At 64.9% G+C, this 13,434-nt stretch carries 12 protein-coding genes; 8 read left to right on the top strand and 4 right to left on the bottom strand.

Features of this window, described 5'->3' with window-relative positions:
• Window positions 1-22: 22 nt before the first annotated feature.
• Window positions 23-1,519 (bottom strand): helicase HerA-like domain-containing protein, encoded by a 1,497-nt coding sequence (locus OH686_RS17855; RefSeq protein WP_289534228.1) that lies wholly within the window; start codon window positions 1,517-1,519, stop codon window positions 23-25.
• Between the two features lie 127 nt (window positions 1,520-1,646).
• Here OH686_RS17855 and OH686_RS17850 point away from each other — a divergent pair, with 127 nt between their 5' ends.
• On the top strand, window positions 1,647-3,521 hold the full coding sequence (locus OH686_RS17850; RefSeq protein ID WP_289534227.1) for a methyl-accepting chemotaxis protein: 1,875 nt from the start codon (window positions 1,647-1,649) through the stop codon (window positions 3,519-3,521).
• Here OH686_RS17850 and OH686_RS17845 read toward each other — a convergent pair whose 3' ends face one another.
• Together OH686_RS17845 and purU are read right to left on the bottom strand one after the other, a co-directional pair.
• Entirely contained in the window at window positions 3,522-3,707 is a 186-nt protein-coding gene (locus OH686_RS17845; protein WP_289534226.1) for a hypothetical protein, read from the bottom strand.
• Between the two features lie 16 nt (window positions 3,708-3,723).
• The gene (gene purU, locus OH686_RS17840; RefSeq protein ID WP_289534225.1) at window positions 3,724-4,575 is read right to left on the bottom strand and encodes a formyltetrahydrofolate deformylase; all 852 of its coding nucleotides are present in this window, start codon (window positions 4,573-4,575) and stop codon (window positions 3,724-3,726) included.
• Between the two features lie 315 nt (window positions 4,576-4,890).
• Here purU and mvaT point away from each other — a divergent pair, with 315 nt between their 5' ends.
• Entirely contained in the window at window positions 4,891-5,268 is a 378-nt protein-coding gene (mvaT, locus tag OH686_RS17835; protein ID WP_137971252.1) for a histone-like nucleoid-structuring protein MvaT, read from the top strand.
• A 57-nt stretch (window positions 5,269-5,325) separates the two neighbouring features.
• Here mvaT and sbcB read toward each other — a convergent pair whose 3' ends face one another.
• On the bottom strand, window positions 5,326-6,804 hold the full coding sequence (gene sbcB / locus OH686_RS17830) for an exodeoxyribonuclease I (protein ID WP_289539027.1): 1,479 nt from the start codon (window positions 6,802-6,804) through the stop codon (window positions 5,326-5,328).
• Window positions 6,805-6,928: 124 nt separating this feature from the next.
• Between sbcB and OH686_RS17825 the strand changes: the two genes are divergently transcribed.
• From OH686_RS17825 to OH686_RS17800, 6 genes are all read left to right on the top strand, one after another.
• On the top strand, window positions 6,929-7,684 hold the full coding sequence (locus OH686_RS17825; protein ID WP_289534224.1) for a DUF2189 domain-containing protein: 756 nt from the start codon (window positions 6,929-6,931) through the stop codon (window positions 7,682-7,684).
• A gap of 93 nt (window positions 7,685-7,777) precedes the next feature.
• Window positions 7,778-8,500 carry an RDD family protein gene (locus tag OH686_RS17820; RefSeq protein ID WP_289534223.1) on the top strand — a complete coding sequence of 241 codons (723 nt, stop codon included), beginning with the start codon at window positions 7,778-7,780 and terminating at the stop codon, window positions 8,498-8,500.
• Window positions 8,497-9,477 (top strand): stage II sporulation protein M, encoded by a 981-nt coding sequence (locus OH686_RS17815; protein WP_289534222.1) that lies wholly within the window; start codon window positions 8,497-8,499, stop codon window positions 9,475-9,477. The genes OH686_RS17820 and OH686_RS17815 overlap by 4 nt, the downstream gene beginning before the upstream one ends.
• Entirely contained in the window at window positions 9,464-11,050 is a 1,587-nt protein-coding gene (locus OH686_RS17810) for a DUF4129 domain-containing protein (RefSeq protein ID WP_289534221.1), read from the top strand. The genes OH686_RS17815 and OH686_RS17810 overlap by 14 nt, the downstream gene beginning before the upstream one ends.
• On the top strand, window positions 11,047-12,363 hold the full coding sequence (locus OH686_RS17805) for a DUF4350 domain-containing protein (RefSeq protein WP_289534220.1): 1,317 nt from the start codon (window positions 11,047-11,049) through the stop codon (window positions 12,361-12,363). Before OH686_RS17810 ends, OH686_RS17805 begins: the two co-directional genes overlap by 4 nt.
• Complete coding sequence (locus tag OH686_RS17800) at window positions 12,360-13,430, top strand: AAA family ATPase (protein ID WP_289534219.1); 1,071 nt, start codon at window positions 12,360-12,362, stop codon at window positions 13,428-13,430. The genes OH686_RS17805 and OH686_RS17800 overlap by 4 nt, the downstream gene beginning before the upstream one ends.
• Window positions 13,431-13,434 lie beyond the last annotated feature (4 nt).

Here is a 13,434-nt window from a genome sequence, read left to right as displayed (position 1 = left end):
GTCTGAACGGCGGTGCCAATATTCAGCGGCGTCGGCTACCACCCAGCAGAGACCCCATCAAACCGCGCACCAGCTGCCGACCGATCTGATTGGCCGCCTGGCGTACGGCGGTCTTCATTACCTGGCTGGCCAGACTGCCCAGCAGCTCGCCTGCCATGCCACCCAATCCGCCCTCTTCCACCGAAGTCGTCTTGCCAGCTTTACCGGCAGAGACCTCTGTCGGCGTCTGGGCGGCGCGAGCCATGAGTAGTTCGTAAGCCGACTCGCGATCCACCGGCCGATCATAGCGCCCCACCTGGGGCGAGGTACGCAGCAGCTGAGTTCGTTCGGCCTCGTTCAGCGGCCCGATACGTGACTGCGGCGGCGCAATGGCCACGCGCTGGACCATGGCCGGCGTGCCCTTCTCCTCCAGAGTCCCCACCAGCGCCTCGCCGATGCCCAGCTCGGTGAGCACGCTCAGACTGTCGAACGCCGGATTGGGGCGGAAGCCGTCGGCCACGGCGCGCAACGACTTCTGCTCCTTGGCGGTGAAGGCGCGCAGGCCGTGCTGAATGCGCAGGCCGAGCTGGGCCAGCACCTCATCCGGCAAGTCGCTGGGCGACTGGGTGACGAAGTAGACGCCGACGCCCTTGGAGCGAATCAGCCGCACCACTTGCTCCAGGCGTTCCTGCAGGGCCTTGGGCGTGTCGGCGAAGAGCAGGTGCGCCTCGTCGAAGAACAGCGCCAGCACCGGTTTGTCGGCATCACCCCGCTCCGGCAGCTGCTCGAACAGCTCGGCCAGCAGCCACAACAGGAAGGTCGCGTAGACCTTGGGCGCCTCGTGCACCAGGCGGCTGGCGTCCAGCAGATGGATACGCCCACGGCCGTCGCGATCGGGATGCAGGATGTCTTCCAGCTGCAGTGCCGGCTCGCCAAACAGCGCCTCGGCGCCTTGCTGCTCCAGGGTCGCCAGGCGGCGCAACAGTGCCTGGGAGGAGGCGCCGGCAAACAGCGCACGGTCCTCACCGAGCATCTCGGGATGGTCCTTGAGGTGATTGAGCAGGGCCTTGAGATCTTTCAGGTCGAGCAGCAGCAGGCCCTCGCGGTCGGCCACCTGGAAGGCGGCATACAGGGCGGCCTGCTGGCTGTCGGTGAGTTCCAGCAGGTTGCCCAGCAGCAGCGGGCCCATCTCGCTCAGGGTGGTGCGCAGGGGATGGCCGCTCTTGCCCGCCACATCCCACAGGGTCACCGGGTAGGACTGCGGGCGGTGATTCAGCCAGGGCATGCCGACGATCCGCTCGGCGACTTTGCCCTGAGGATTGCCCGGTGCACCCAGACCGCACAGGTCGCCCTTGATGTCGGAGGCGAACACCGCCACACCGGCATCGCTGAACGCCTCGGCCAGGCGCTGCAGGGTCACCGTCTTGCCCGTGCCCGTCGCGCCGGCAACCAGGCCGTGGCGGTTGGCCAGGCGCAGCGCCTGGGCAATCGGCTGGCCCTGAGGGTCAGCACCAAGAACAAAAGAATCGACTACTGACATCTTGCCATCCCTCGGGCTAAAGCTTTACTGCAGTTATGTCGCTATAGGTGATGTAACTAAGCGCTCGTGCGTCTTCGCACAGCCATCCAATAAGACTGCTGCCAGACATTACCGGACGCAAGTGACCATGACCCAGAATCTGAAATTCAGCCACAAGATACTGCTCGCCGCCTCACTGGTGGTCATTGCCGCCTTCTCCCTGTTCACCCTGTACAACGACTACTTGCAACGCAATGCCATCCGGGTTGACCTGGAAGACGAGCTGCGCAGCCTGGGCGAAGTGACGGCAAGTAATATCCAGAACTGGCTGTCCGGCCGCATTCTGCTGGTGGAGAACGTCGCCCAGAGCGTGCAGGACGACACGCCCGAGACGCTGGCCCGCACCCTGGAACGCAAGGCACCGGCCTCGACCTTCGCCTTTACCTACCTGGGCTCGGCCGACGGCACTTTCACCATGCGCCCGGAAAGCGAGATGCCTGCCGACTACGACCCGCGAACCCGCCCCTGGTACAAGGATGCGATGAGCGCCGGGGGTTCGACCCTGACCGAACCCTACATGGATGCCGCCACCGGCAAGCTGATCATCACCATCGCCACCCCTGCCGGTAGCAGTGGCGTGGTCGGCGGCGACCTGAGCCTGGACACTCTGGTGCAGATCATCAACTCGCTGGACTTCGGCGGCCTGGGCTATGCCTTCCTGGTCAGCGCCGACGGCAAGATCCTGGTCCATCCGAACAAGGACCTGGTGATGAAGACCCTGCGCGAGGTTTACCCGCAGAACACCCCGCAGATCCGTAGCGAGCTTTCCGAGGTCGAGTTGGATGGTGTCGAGCACCTGCTCACCTTCACCCAGGTCAAGGGCCTACCCTCGGTCACCTGGTACGTCGGCCTGTCCATCGACAAGGACAAGGCCTACGCCACCCTGCATGAATTCCGTGCCTCGGCGATCATTGCCACCATCATCGCCGTGGTCATCATCATGTTACTGCTGGGCATGCTGATCCGCGTGCTGATGCAGCCGCTGCTGGTGATGGGCAAGGCGATGCGCGACATCGCCCAGGGCGAGGGTGACCTGACCAAGCGCCTGAGCGTGCAGAGCCGCGACGAATTCGGCGAGCTGGCCACTTCCTTCAACCAATTCGTCGAGCGCATTCATGGCTCGATTCGCGAGGTGTCCTCGGCCACCCAGCAGCTCAATGAAGTGGCCAAATTGGTGGTCAACGCCTCCAACTCATCGATGGCCAACTCCGACGAACAGGCCAGCCGCACCAACAGCGTGGCCGCGGCGATCAATGAACTGGGTGCCGCCGCCCAGGAGATCGCACGCAACGCCGCCGACGCCTCGCACCAGGCCTCCGACGCCCGTCATCTGGCCGAGGACGGCAGCCAGGTGCTGCAGAAGACCATCGTAGCGATGAACGAGCTGTCGGAGAAGATCAGCGCCTCGTGCCGCAATATCGAGACGCTCAACAGCAAGACGGTGGATATCGGCCAGATCCTCGAGGTGATCAAGAGCATCTCCGAGCAGACCAACCTGCTGGCGCTCAACGCGGCCATCGAGGCGGCCCGCGCCGGCGAGGCCGGACGCGGCTTCGCCGTGGTGGCGGACGAGGTGCGCAACCTGGCCCACCGCACCCAGGAGTCGGCCCAGGAAATCCAGAAGATGATTGAAGGCCTGCAGGTGGATGCCCGCGACTCGGTGTCGACCATGACCGAGAGCCAGCGCTACAGCGAGGAGAGCGTGACCATCGCCAACCAGGCCGGAGAGCGCCTGGGCAGCGTGACCCAGCGGATCGGCGAGATCGACGGCATGAATCAGTCGGTGGCCACCGCCACCGAGGAGCAGACCGCCGTGGTCGACTCGCTGAACATGGACATCACTGAGATCAACACCCTCAACCAGGAAGGCGTGGAGAACCTGCAGGCGACTCTGCGTGCCTGCGGCGACCTGGAGCAACAGGCCCAGCGCCTGAAGCAGCTGGTCGACAGCTTCCGCATCTGATCAGTCCGGCGCGGGAGTCCCCTGCGCTGACTCATTTTCACCCTCCGGCGCCTGTTGCAGGCGCTGCCAGAGTTCGGCGGCATCGGGAAACTCGGTGCCGTCGGTTTCGCTCAAGGCCTCGGGATCGTAACGCTGCAGACAGCCCTCACCCAGGGTGGGCGGCGGCGTAGCCGTACCTCGTTTCATCCTCGTCTCCTGACGGTCAGTCGAAGACCACCGTCTTGTTGTCATGCACCAGCACCCGGTCTTCCAGGTGATAACGCAGGCCACGGGCCAGCGCCATCTTCTCTACATCCTTGCCCAGGCGCACCATGTCTTCGATGCTGTCGCGATGGGTCACCCGCACCACGTCCTGCTCGATGATAGGGCCGGCATCCAGCTCCTCGGTGACATAGTGACAGGTGGCGCCGATCAGCTTGACACCACGCAGCGAGGCCTGGTGATAAGGCTTGGCGCCGACGAAGGACGGCAGGAAGCTGTGGTGGATGTTGATCACCCGCCCGGCGTATTCCTGGCACAGCTGGGGCGGCAGGATCTGCATGTAGCGGGCGAGCACCACCACGTCGGCCTGGTACTCCCCGACCAGGCGCGATACCTCGGCAAAGGCGGGCGCCTTGTCCTTGGGGTCGACCGGCACATGGTGGAACGGAATGCCATGCCACTCGACCATGCTGCGCAGGTCGTTGTGGTTGGAGATCACGCAGGGAATCTCGCAGTCCAGCTCATCGCTGTGCCAGCGGTGCAGGAGATCGGCCAGGCAATGCGACTCGCGACTGGCCATCAGCACCACGCGCTTCTTCTGCTCGGAATCGGTGATCCGCCACTCCATGGAGAACTCACGGGCAATGGGGCCGAACGCTTGGCGAAAACCGTCCAGGTCGAAAGGCAGAGAGTCGGCGCGGATTTCGTGACGCATGAAGAACCAGCCACTCTGGTTATCCGAGTGGTGGCTGGCTTCAGTTATCCAGCCATTGTAGGTAGCCAGAAAATTACTGACCTTGGCGACGATGCCAACGCGGTCCGGGCAGGCGATCACCAGCCGAAAAGTGCGCATGTGGGGAACTCCAGAACTTTGCGAGGCGCCATTCTAGCCGCAGCCGGATGAAACTTCAGTACTTCCCTCGTCGGCGCAGTCCCCGCCGATTGAGCCATAACTTGCACAGCTCAACTATTCCGGGCCGCCATAATGAATGGTCATGCGGCTGCACGAATGGTGAAACAAAACTGGCGCTACTTGCCGCTGCTGCTCATTGCTCGAATAGATACCCGCAGATAATTCCCGCAAAACTTTTCCGACTTGTTTACTTGCCCATTAGCGCTGTCTATTATTGACCTACTTACTACTGCAACTGGCCACTGGGAAAACAACATGTCTCTGATCAACGAATACCGCGCCACTGAAGAAGCCATCAAAGAGCTGCAAGAGCGCCTGAAGAATTTGTCGCAGGACGACAAGCTGAAGAAAGAACTGGAGTTCGAAGGCAAACTGCGCACCCTGATGGGCGAATACCAGAAATCCCTGCGCGACATCATCGCCCTGCTCGATCCGGAAGGTGCCAAAGGCGGCAAGACCGCTCGTCCGGCCAAACCTGCTGGCGGCAAGCGCGCACGCAAGGTCAAGCAGTACAAGAACCCGAACACCGGTGAAGTGATCGAAACCAAAGGCGGCAACCACAAGACTCTGAAAGAGTGGAAAGCCAAGTGGGGCGCCGACACCGTTGAAAGCTGGGCCACCCTGCTCGGTTAATTTCGACGAAACACCAAAAATGCCGGCGATTGCCGGCATTTTTTATTCCCCTCTTTCCTAGCCTACACAGCAATAACGCTCGCTCAGCAGTCGAGCATATTCCTGCCAGGCCTGCAGCACCTGCTGTTGTACTGGTGACGACAATGGCCATTCCGTCTGCAGCGCCAGCTCGAAGTTGGCCAGCGTATTCGGTGCACCCATCTCGCTATTGCTCAACCGATCACGACAGAATTCTTGCCAGCGCTGTCGCTCGGCACTCGTCAATGAATCGGGGAAGTTTCGCGCGCGATAGCGGAACAGCAATTCGGGCAGTCGCTCATCGCTGAATGCCCAGTTATCCCGGGCCAATTGCTCAGCGGAAGAGTGGCGTACTTGCTCGCACAGCCGACGATCACGATCACCGAGAAAGCCCGCATACAGTTGATGCTCCGGGTCGTGCAATGGCTCGAAGTCATCCGCCGCATACAGATCGGCCAGCTTGCTCTGCCACAGCGCCTGGTGCTCACCGAGTGCGGAAGCCCGCTGCTCACACTGCGCCATGTCGATCTGCAGGCGCTCGATATCATCAGGACGCAGCACCTTGAGCGGCGCCACCACCGGACACTTGTTGATATGCAGGAGTTTGAGCGGCACCGGCAGTTCACCCTCGGCCAATTCGTCGCGCCGCGTGTAGAGGCGTCTGCGCAAGCCATCGGCATCCAGGTCGAACAGCGGCTGCGGATCGGACTGCAGATCGCAGACGATCAGCGCATTGCGATTGCGCGGGTGCCAGGCCAGCGGCAGTACTACTGCCAGGTAGTGCCGACTGCCGGCAAAGCGCCCGGAAACATGCACCAGCGGCTGCAGCAGGCGAATCTGCTCCACCACCTTGGCCTTGCTGCGTAGCTGATAGAGGAAGTCATACAGGAGGGGCTGCCTATCTCTGATCAGGCGCGCCAGACCGATGGTCGCACGCACGTCGGACAACGCGTCGTGAGCCTGGCCATGATCGATGCCGTTGGCCACCGTGAGTCGCTCCAGCTTGAGCGAGACCCTACCCTCTTCGTCCTGTGGCCACTCGATGCCTTCCGGGCGCAAGGCATAGGCCGCCCGCACCAGATCGATCAGATCCCAGCGGCTGTTGCCGCCTTGCCACTCACGGGCGTAGGGGTCGTAGAAGTTTCGGTACAGGCTGTAACGGGTCACCTCATCGTCGAAACGCAGGCTGTTGTAGCCCGCGCCGCAGGTGCCCGGCAGCGCCAGCTCGGCATGCACGAGGGCCATGAACTGCGCTTCAACCAGGCCTCTTTCGGCCAGTATCTGCGGGGTGATACCAGTAATCCGACAGGCCGCCGGATGCGGCAGGATGTCATCGGATGGCCGGCAATAGATGTTGAGCGGCTCGCCGATCTCATTGAGCTGCTCATCGGTACGGATGCCCGCCACCTGCAAGGGGCGATCACAGCGAGGGTTGATGCCGGTGGTTTCGTAGTCGTACCAGAAGATGCTCGAAGACAAGGTGCTTTCCCCGGAAATATCGCCGCGGCAGTCTAGCATCCGCCCGAATCCAACCAGCCGCCACGAAAGCTTGAAATCGCTCACGCTGCCTGGCTTGTCGCTGAACCGGTGCGCCTATAGGATGGCCGGATGAGGAATTTCCCACCCACAAGGACAGTCAGTCATGAGTGAATCCACCGCTCCAAATCCCTACGCCGCGCCGAGCAGCAACCTACAGGAAGCTCCCAGCGGTCAGGTGCCGACCATCGCCGAGGCGCTCAGCCGTGGTTATGACTTCAATATCGGCGACCTGCTCAGCGAAGCCTGGCAGCGTGTCAAAGGCACCAAAGGCATCATCATCGGCGGCTTCATCGTCTTCTACGTCGCCCTGTTCGCCGCCACCGCGGTGCTCGGTTTCATCTTTGGCGGCCTGGCGAGCGAAGACAACATCGCCGGCATCATCATCGCCCAGCTGATCATCACCGTGCTGGCCTCGGCGCTGTCCTATCCCTTCCTCGCCGGCCTCAACATGGTCGGCATCCGCCGCGCCGCCGATCAGCCGGTCAGCTTCAACGAGATATTCAGCCACTTCGGTCGCCTGGTACCGCTGCTGATCACCGCCATCGTGATGATGATTCTGGTCTACGTCGGCATGCTCCTGCTGATCATCCCCGGCATCTACCTGAGCGTGGCCTACATGCTGGCCATCCCTCTGGTGGTCGAGCGCGGCCTGTCGCCCTGGCAGGCCCTGGAAACCTCGCGCAAGGCCATCAGCCAGCACTGGTTCAAGGTCTTCGGCCTGTTCCTGCTGCTCGGCATCATCATGGGCCTGAGCATGATACCGGTCGGCATCGGCCTGATCTGGACCATCCCGCTGTTCATCATCAGCATGGGCGTGCTGTACCGCACCATCTTCGGCGTACTGCCGCCGGCCAACTGATCCAGTCCAGAAGTTCGGGCCGCCTCTGGCGGCCCGATTGCTTTAGCGTCCTGCTGCTGGCTAGCATCAGGCTTTCTTCGATGCAGTCGACCGATGCAGCCTAATCGCCCCCAGCCGGAACTCCCCGACTTTCCCCTTCTGGATACCCGCCGCCTGGTGGAAACGCCGGAAGGCATCGACCTGATCCTCCGCCCCGCCGGCCTGATGCCGCGCGCCCTGGCCTTCGGTATCGACCTGCTGATCCGCGGCGCCATTCTGGTGGCCGCCTTCGTCATTCTCGGCATCCTCGGCCAGTTCGGCGCGGGTCTGGGCACCATCCTCTACTTCCTGGTCAACTGGTGGTACCCGGTGCTGTTCGAGGTGCTGAACCAGGGCCGCACCCCAGGCAAGAAGGCCATGGGCCTGCGCGTGGTGCACGACGACGGCACCCCGGTCGGCTGGGCGGCGTCGCTGACCCGCAACCTGCTGCGCGCCGTGGACATGTTGCCGTTCGCCTATTGCGTCGGCGCCGTCAGCAGTCTCAGCCATCCGAGTTTCAAACGTCTCGGCGACCTCGCCGCCGGCACCCTGGTGGTCTACCGCGACGACGAACTGAAACGCCCACAGATTCCCGAGGCGGATGCCGAGCGTGCGCCCTTCCCCCTCAACCTGGCAGAACAGCGCGCCGTGCTGGACTTCGCCGAGCGCCGCGCCAGCCTCTCCAGCGCGCGCCGCGCCGAGCTGGCCGGCATCCTGGCTGAGCCCCTGGAAAGCCTGCCGGAACATGCCGAAACGCGCCTGCACGGTATCGCCCGCGGCCTGGTGGGTTCGGCATGAAACAGCACCTGTTCGAACAGCGCCACAGCACCGACTGGCAACGCTTCGAGGCGCGACTGAGCAGCCTGGAAAAGGGCAAGGTCGAGCGTCAGGATTGTGAGAGCTTCGCCGCCGACTATCGCCATCTGTGCCAACACCTGGCCCTCGCCCAGGAGCGCGGCTACAGCAGCCACCTGATCGACCAGCTGCAGCAGCTGGCTATGCGTGGCCACCAGCAGTTCTACCGCCACCGCAGCCACCTGGGTGCACAGATCATCGGCTTCGTCATCGCCGGATTCCCACAGCTGGTGCGCCGCGAATGGCGCGCCGTACTGGCCGGTACCCTGCTGTTCTTCGGCGCGCTGATCGGCATGGGCCTGCTCACCTGGCTGTTCCCGGACATCATCTACAGCCTGATGGACCCCGAGCAGGTGCGGGAGATGGAGAAGATGTACGACCCGGCCGCCCGGCGCATCGGCCGCTTCGCCGAGCGCGACTCCGGCGACGACTGGATGATGTTCGGCTTCTACATCATGAACAACATCGGCATCGCCTTTCAGACCTTCGCCAGCGGCCTGATCTTCGGCCTCGGCAGCCTGTTCTTCCTGCTCTACAACGGCCTGGTAATCGGCGCCGTTGCCGGCCACCTGACCCGCATCGGCTACAGCGAGACCTTCTGGTCCTTCGTCATCGGCCACGGTGCCTTCGAACTCACCGCCATCGCCTTCGCCGGCGCCGCCGGCCTCAAGCTCGGCTGGGCCCTGCTCGCCCCTGGTCGCCTCGGGCGTGGCGAGGCCCTGCGCCAGGCCGCCGGCAAGGCCATCCAGCTGGTCGCCGGGGTCATCCTGTTCCTGCTGATCGCCGCCTTCGTCGAGGCCTACTGGTCCTCCATGACCTATGCCACGCCCGTCACCAAATACTGGGTCGGCGCCGGTCTGTGGGCGCTGGTGATCGCTTATTTCCTGTTCGCCGGACGGACCCGCCATGCGCCTGACTGACGCCAGCGTCGCCATCCGCCCGCGCACCGCCTGGGAGGCCATCGACCTGGGCGTGCTCCTGGCTCGCCGCCACGCCGGTCTGCTGATGGCCAGCTGGGCCATCGTGACCCTGCCGCTGTTCGCGCTACTGACCGCCCTGCTCTGGCAGTACCCTACCATCGCCGCTCTGCTGTTCTGGTGGCTGAAGCCGGCCTGGGAGCGCCTGCCGCTGCACATCCTGTCGCGCTCGCTGTTCGGCGACACGCCGACGCTCAAGGAAGCGCTCAAGGCCCTGCCGCGTCTGCTCAAGCCCCAGCTGCTCGCCAGTCTGACCTGGCGGCGCCTGAGCCCGACCCGCAGCTTCGACCTGCCGGTACTGCAGCTCGAAGGCCTCGGCGGCGATGCGCGCAGCAAGCGCCTGACCGTACTCGGCCAGCGCCACTCGGGCGGTGCCGCCTGGCTGACCATCCTCGGCTTCCATCTGGAAGGGCTGCTGTGGATGGGCATGGCCACGCTGATCTGGCTCATGGTGCCGCAACAGATGGAAACCCAGCTGGACTGGGACACCCTGATCCAGGCCAGCCGCGGCAAGTGGCTGTGGCTGGAGCATGTCTCCAACCTGGTCTACGCCCTGATCCTGGTGTTCTGGGAACCGATCTACGTCGCCTGCGGCTTCACCCTCTACCTCAACCGGCGCACCGACCTGGAAGCCTGGGACATCGAGCTGACCTTCCGCCGGCTGCGCCAGCGTCTGATCGGCAGTGCCTACGCCCTGTTGCTGGCCTGCGCCACCCTGACCCTGATGCTGCCGACCGGCGATGCCCTGGCCGACGAGCCCAGCGGCACCTGCCCGGTGCCCTTCGACGACCCCATGGGCCCCGACGCCGAACGCCTGCTCAACCAGCCGCTGAGCAGCCAGGCCGCCCGGGACAGCATCGCCAAGCTGCTGGACGCCGCCCCCTTCGAGAACCGCGAGACCGTCACCCGCTGGCGCTTCGGCGACGAGGAGAAGGCCGAGGAGCCCTCCGAGGAAGAGGTGAAGAGCTTCGCCGAACTGATCAAGAAGCTGCTCAAGCTCGGCGAGTTCTGGGGCAAGCTCGACATGGTCGCCCTGGCCTTCGAGGTCGTGCTCTGGGCCCTGCTGGTCCTGGCCATCGCCCTGCTGCTATGGCGCTACCGCGAGTGGCTGGAGACCTTCGTCGGCCGCCTCGGCCTGCCGCAGCGCCGCGTGCGCGAGATGCCGAGCCAGCTGTTCGGCCTGGAGCTCGCCCCGGAAAGCCTGCCCGACGACGTGGCCGGCGAAGCCGAGCGACTCTGGGCGGAACAACCACGCGAGGCCCTCGGCCTGCTCTACCGCGCGCTGCTCAGCCGCCTGCTGCATGACTTCCGCCTGCCGCTGAAGGGCTCGCATACCGAGGGCGAAGTGCTGCAACTGGTCGAGCGCCTGGAACGCGACGAGCTGAGCCGCTTCAGCCAGGTACTGACCCGCCACTGGCAGAACCTCGCCTACGGTCACCGCCTGCCGCCGGAGAACCTCAAGCGCGGCCTCTGCGAGGGCTGGCGCCGCCTGTTCGCCCAGGGGGCCACCGCATGAACAGGCCGGTGAAGATCGCCCTCGGCGGCATCCTGCTGATCGCACTCGGCTGGCTCGCCCTGCTTGCCGTGCAGCAACTGCAGCCCTACGAGGAAACCCTCGAACACGGCCCCGCCCCCGAGGCCCGCGCCAACGATTATCTGGCTGCGGAAATGTTCCTGCGCCAGCAGAAGATCAGCGTCAAACGCGCCGACGGCCTGGATGCGCTCAATGGCCTGCCCTCGGCCGGACAGACCCTGATGCTGCTCGGCCCGCGCCACAACATGACGCCACGCCAGGCCAAGCTTGTACTGGACTGGGCCGCCAAGGGCGGTCATCTGGTGTTCGTCGCCGAAGAAGTCTGGGACGAGGAAGAAGGCCGCAGCGGCGACCTGCTGCTGGACAGCCTCGGCGTGCAGCAAAGCAGCACCTACGAAGAAGATGAAGACGAGGACAGCGAGGACGCCGAAGCCGGCGACGACGAATCGGCTGTCGAAGACGAGGAGCCGGATGTCGAGGCCGAGGCCGAAGTCGAACTGGAAAACGATGTCGATGCCGCCGATGACGAGCAGTCCGAGCAGTCCGAGCAGTCCGAAGCCAGCGAAGAAGAGACCGAGGAAGATCGCTATCCCGAGCTGACCAAGATCTACCTGGAGAACGAGGAGGCACCGGCCTACGTCGAGTTCGACACCAGCTTCCACCTGCTGGACACCGAGAACCGCGCCTATGCCTGGGCCAACAGCGGCGACGCCACCCACATGCTGCAACTGGAGCATGGCGAGGGCCTGGTCACCGTGGTGACGGACGCCTGGCTGTGGCAGAACCACAGCATCGGCGACTACGACAACGCCTGGCTGCTCTGGTACCTGAGCCAGGACAGCGCCGTGACCCTGGTCTACAGCACCGAGCGCGCCGACCTGTTCAGCCAGCTGTTCAAGCACTACCCCGCCGCCCTCGCCGCCCTGGCCCTGCTGGTCGCCCTGCTCCTATGGCATGTCGGCATGCGCCATGGCCCGCTGCTGGCGGCACCGACCCACACCCGCCGCCAGCTCGAAGAACACCTGCGCGCCGCCGCCGACTTCCTGCTGCGCCGCGCCGGCCAACAGCACCTGCTGAGCAACCTGCAGCGCGACATCCTGCGCCGCGCCCGTCACCGCCACCCCGGTTTCGAACGCCTGCCCGTGGCCGAACAGTGGCAGGTGCTCGGTCGCCTCACCCGTCTACCCAGTGGCGCCGCCAGCGCAGCCATGCGCCCGCTGCCGACACAGCGCCTGTCCGCCGCCGACTTCACCCGCCAGGTCGCCAACCTGCAAAACCTCAGGAATGCCCTATGAGCGAAATTCCGCAGCAACCCAGCACCAATCCCGAAGCCCCCGCCGCGCCGGTCGAGGCCCCTGTCGCACCGGCCGTAGCCGCCGCGGCTCCCGCCAACCCTGCCGGCCAGCAGCGCCAGCGCGCCAGCCAGATGCTCCAGGCCCTGCGCCTGGAGCTGCAGAAGGCGGTGGTCGGCCAGCGCGCGGTGGTGGACGACGTGCTCACCGCGCTGATCGCCGGCGGCCACGTACTGGTCGAGGGCGTGCCGGGCCTGGGCAAGACCCTGCTGGTGCGCGCCCTGGCCAAGTGCTTCGGCGGCGAGTTCGCGCGCATCCAGTTCACCCCGGACCTGATGCCCAGCGACGTCACCGGCCACGCCGTGTACGACCTGCAGACCGAGCAGTTCAAGCTGCGCAAGGGCCCGGCCTTCACCAACCTGCTGCTGGCGGACGAGATCAACCGTGCGCCGGCCAAGACCCAGGCCGCCCTGCTGGAAGTGATGCAGGAGCGCCAAATCACCCTGGAAGGTCGCGCCATGCCGGTGCCGCAGCCGTTCCTGGTGTTGGCCACGCAGAACCCCATCGAGCAGGAGGGCACCTACCCGCTGCCGGAAGCCGAGCTGGACCGTTTCATGCTCAAGCTGCGCATGGACTACCCGCAGGCCGACGAGGAGCTGAGCCTGGTACGCCAGGTGACCCGCTCGGCCAAGGCCGACATGCTCGAAGTGGCGCCACTGCGCACCCTGCTGCAGGCCAAGGACGTCCTGGCCCTGCAGAAGATCGCCAGCGACCTGCCGATCGACGACCAGGTGCTCGACTACGCCGTGCGCCTGGCTCGCGCCACTCGCAGCTGGCCGGGCCTGGCCATGGGCGCCGGCCCGCGTGCCTCCATCGCCCTGGTGCGTGGCGGCCGTGCCCGCGCCCTGCTGCGCGGCGGCGACTTCGTGGTGCCGGACGACGTCAAGGCCTGCGCCCTGGCCGTGCTGCGCCATCGCGTGCGCCTGGCGCCGGAGCTGGATATCGAGGGGCTGTCGGTGGATCAGGTGCTGCAGCAGCTGCTCGACCAGGTTCCGGCACCGCGCCTGTGATCGC

Origin of the sequence: Pseudomonas sp. SO81, assembly GCF_030374125.1 — a bacterium.
Lineage (GTDB): Bacteria > Pseudomonadota > Gammaproteobacteria > Pseudomonadales > Pseudomonadaceae > Aquipseudomonas.
The sequence above is the reverse complement of the archived record's forward strand: the minus strand, read 5'-3'. Positions and strand labels throughout refer to the sequence as shown.

Excerpts from the sequence above, each read along its gene's own strand:
- OH686_RS17845 (WP_289534226.1), bottom strand. The coding sequence starts at position 3,707 with ATGAAACGAGGTACGGCTACGCCGCCGCCCACCCTGGGTGAGGGCTGT.
- OH686_RS17800 (WP_289534219.1), top strand. The coding sequence starts at position 12,360 with ATGAGCGAAATTCCGCAGCAACCCAGCACCAATCCCGAAGCCCCCGCC.
- mvaT (WP_137971252.1), top strand. The coding sequence starts at position 4,891 with ATGTCTCTGATCAACGAATACCGCGCCACTGAAGAAGCCATCAAAGAG.
- purU (WP_289534225.1), bottom strand. The coding sequence starts at position 4,575 with ATGCGCACTTTTCGGCTGGTGATCGCCTGCCCGGACCGCGTTGGCATC.
- OH686_RS17810 (WP_289534221.1), top strand. The coding sequence starts at position 9,464 with ATGCGCCTGACTGACGCCAGCGTCGCCATCCGCCCGCGCACCGCCTGG.
- sbcB (WP_289539027.1), bottom strand. The coding sequence starts at position 6,804 with ATGCTAGACTGCCGCGGCGATATTTCCGGGGAAAGCACCTTGTCTTCG.
- OH686_RS17855 (WP_289534228.1), bottom strand. The coding sequence starts at position 1,519 with ATGTCAGTAGTCGATTCTTTTGTTCTTGGTGCTGACCCTCAGGGCCAG.
- OH686_RS17820 (WP_289534223.1), top strand. The coding sequence starts at position 7,778 with ATGCAGCCTAATCGCCCCCAGCCGGAACTCCCCGACTTTCCCCTTCTG.
- OH686_RS17825 (WP_289534224.1), top strand. The coding sequence starts at position 6,929 with ATGAGTGAATCCACCGCTCCAAATCCCTACGCCGCGCCGAGCAGCAAC.
- OH686_RS17850 (WP_289534227.1), top strand. The coding sequence starts at position 1,647 with ATGACCCAGAATCTGAAATTCAGCCACAAGATACTGCTCGCCGCCTCA.
- OH686_RS17815 (WP_289534222.1), top strand. The coding sequence starts at position 8,497 with ATGAAACAGCACCTGTTCGAACAGCGCCACAGCACCGACTGGCAACGC.
- OH686_RS17805 (WP_289534220.1), top strand. The coding sequence starts at position 11,047 with ATGAACAGGCCGGTGAAGATCGCCCTCGGCGGCATCCTGCTGATCGCA.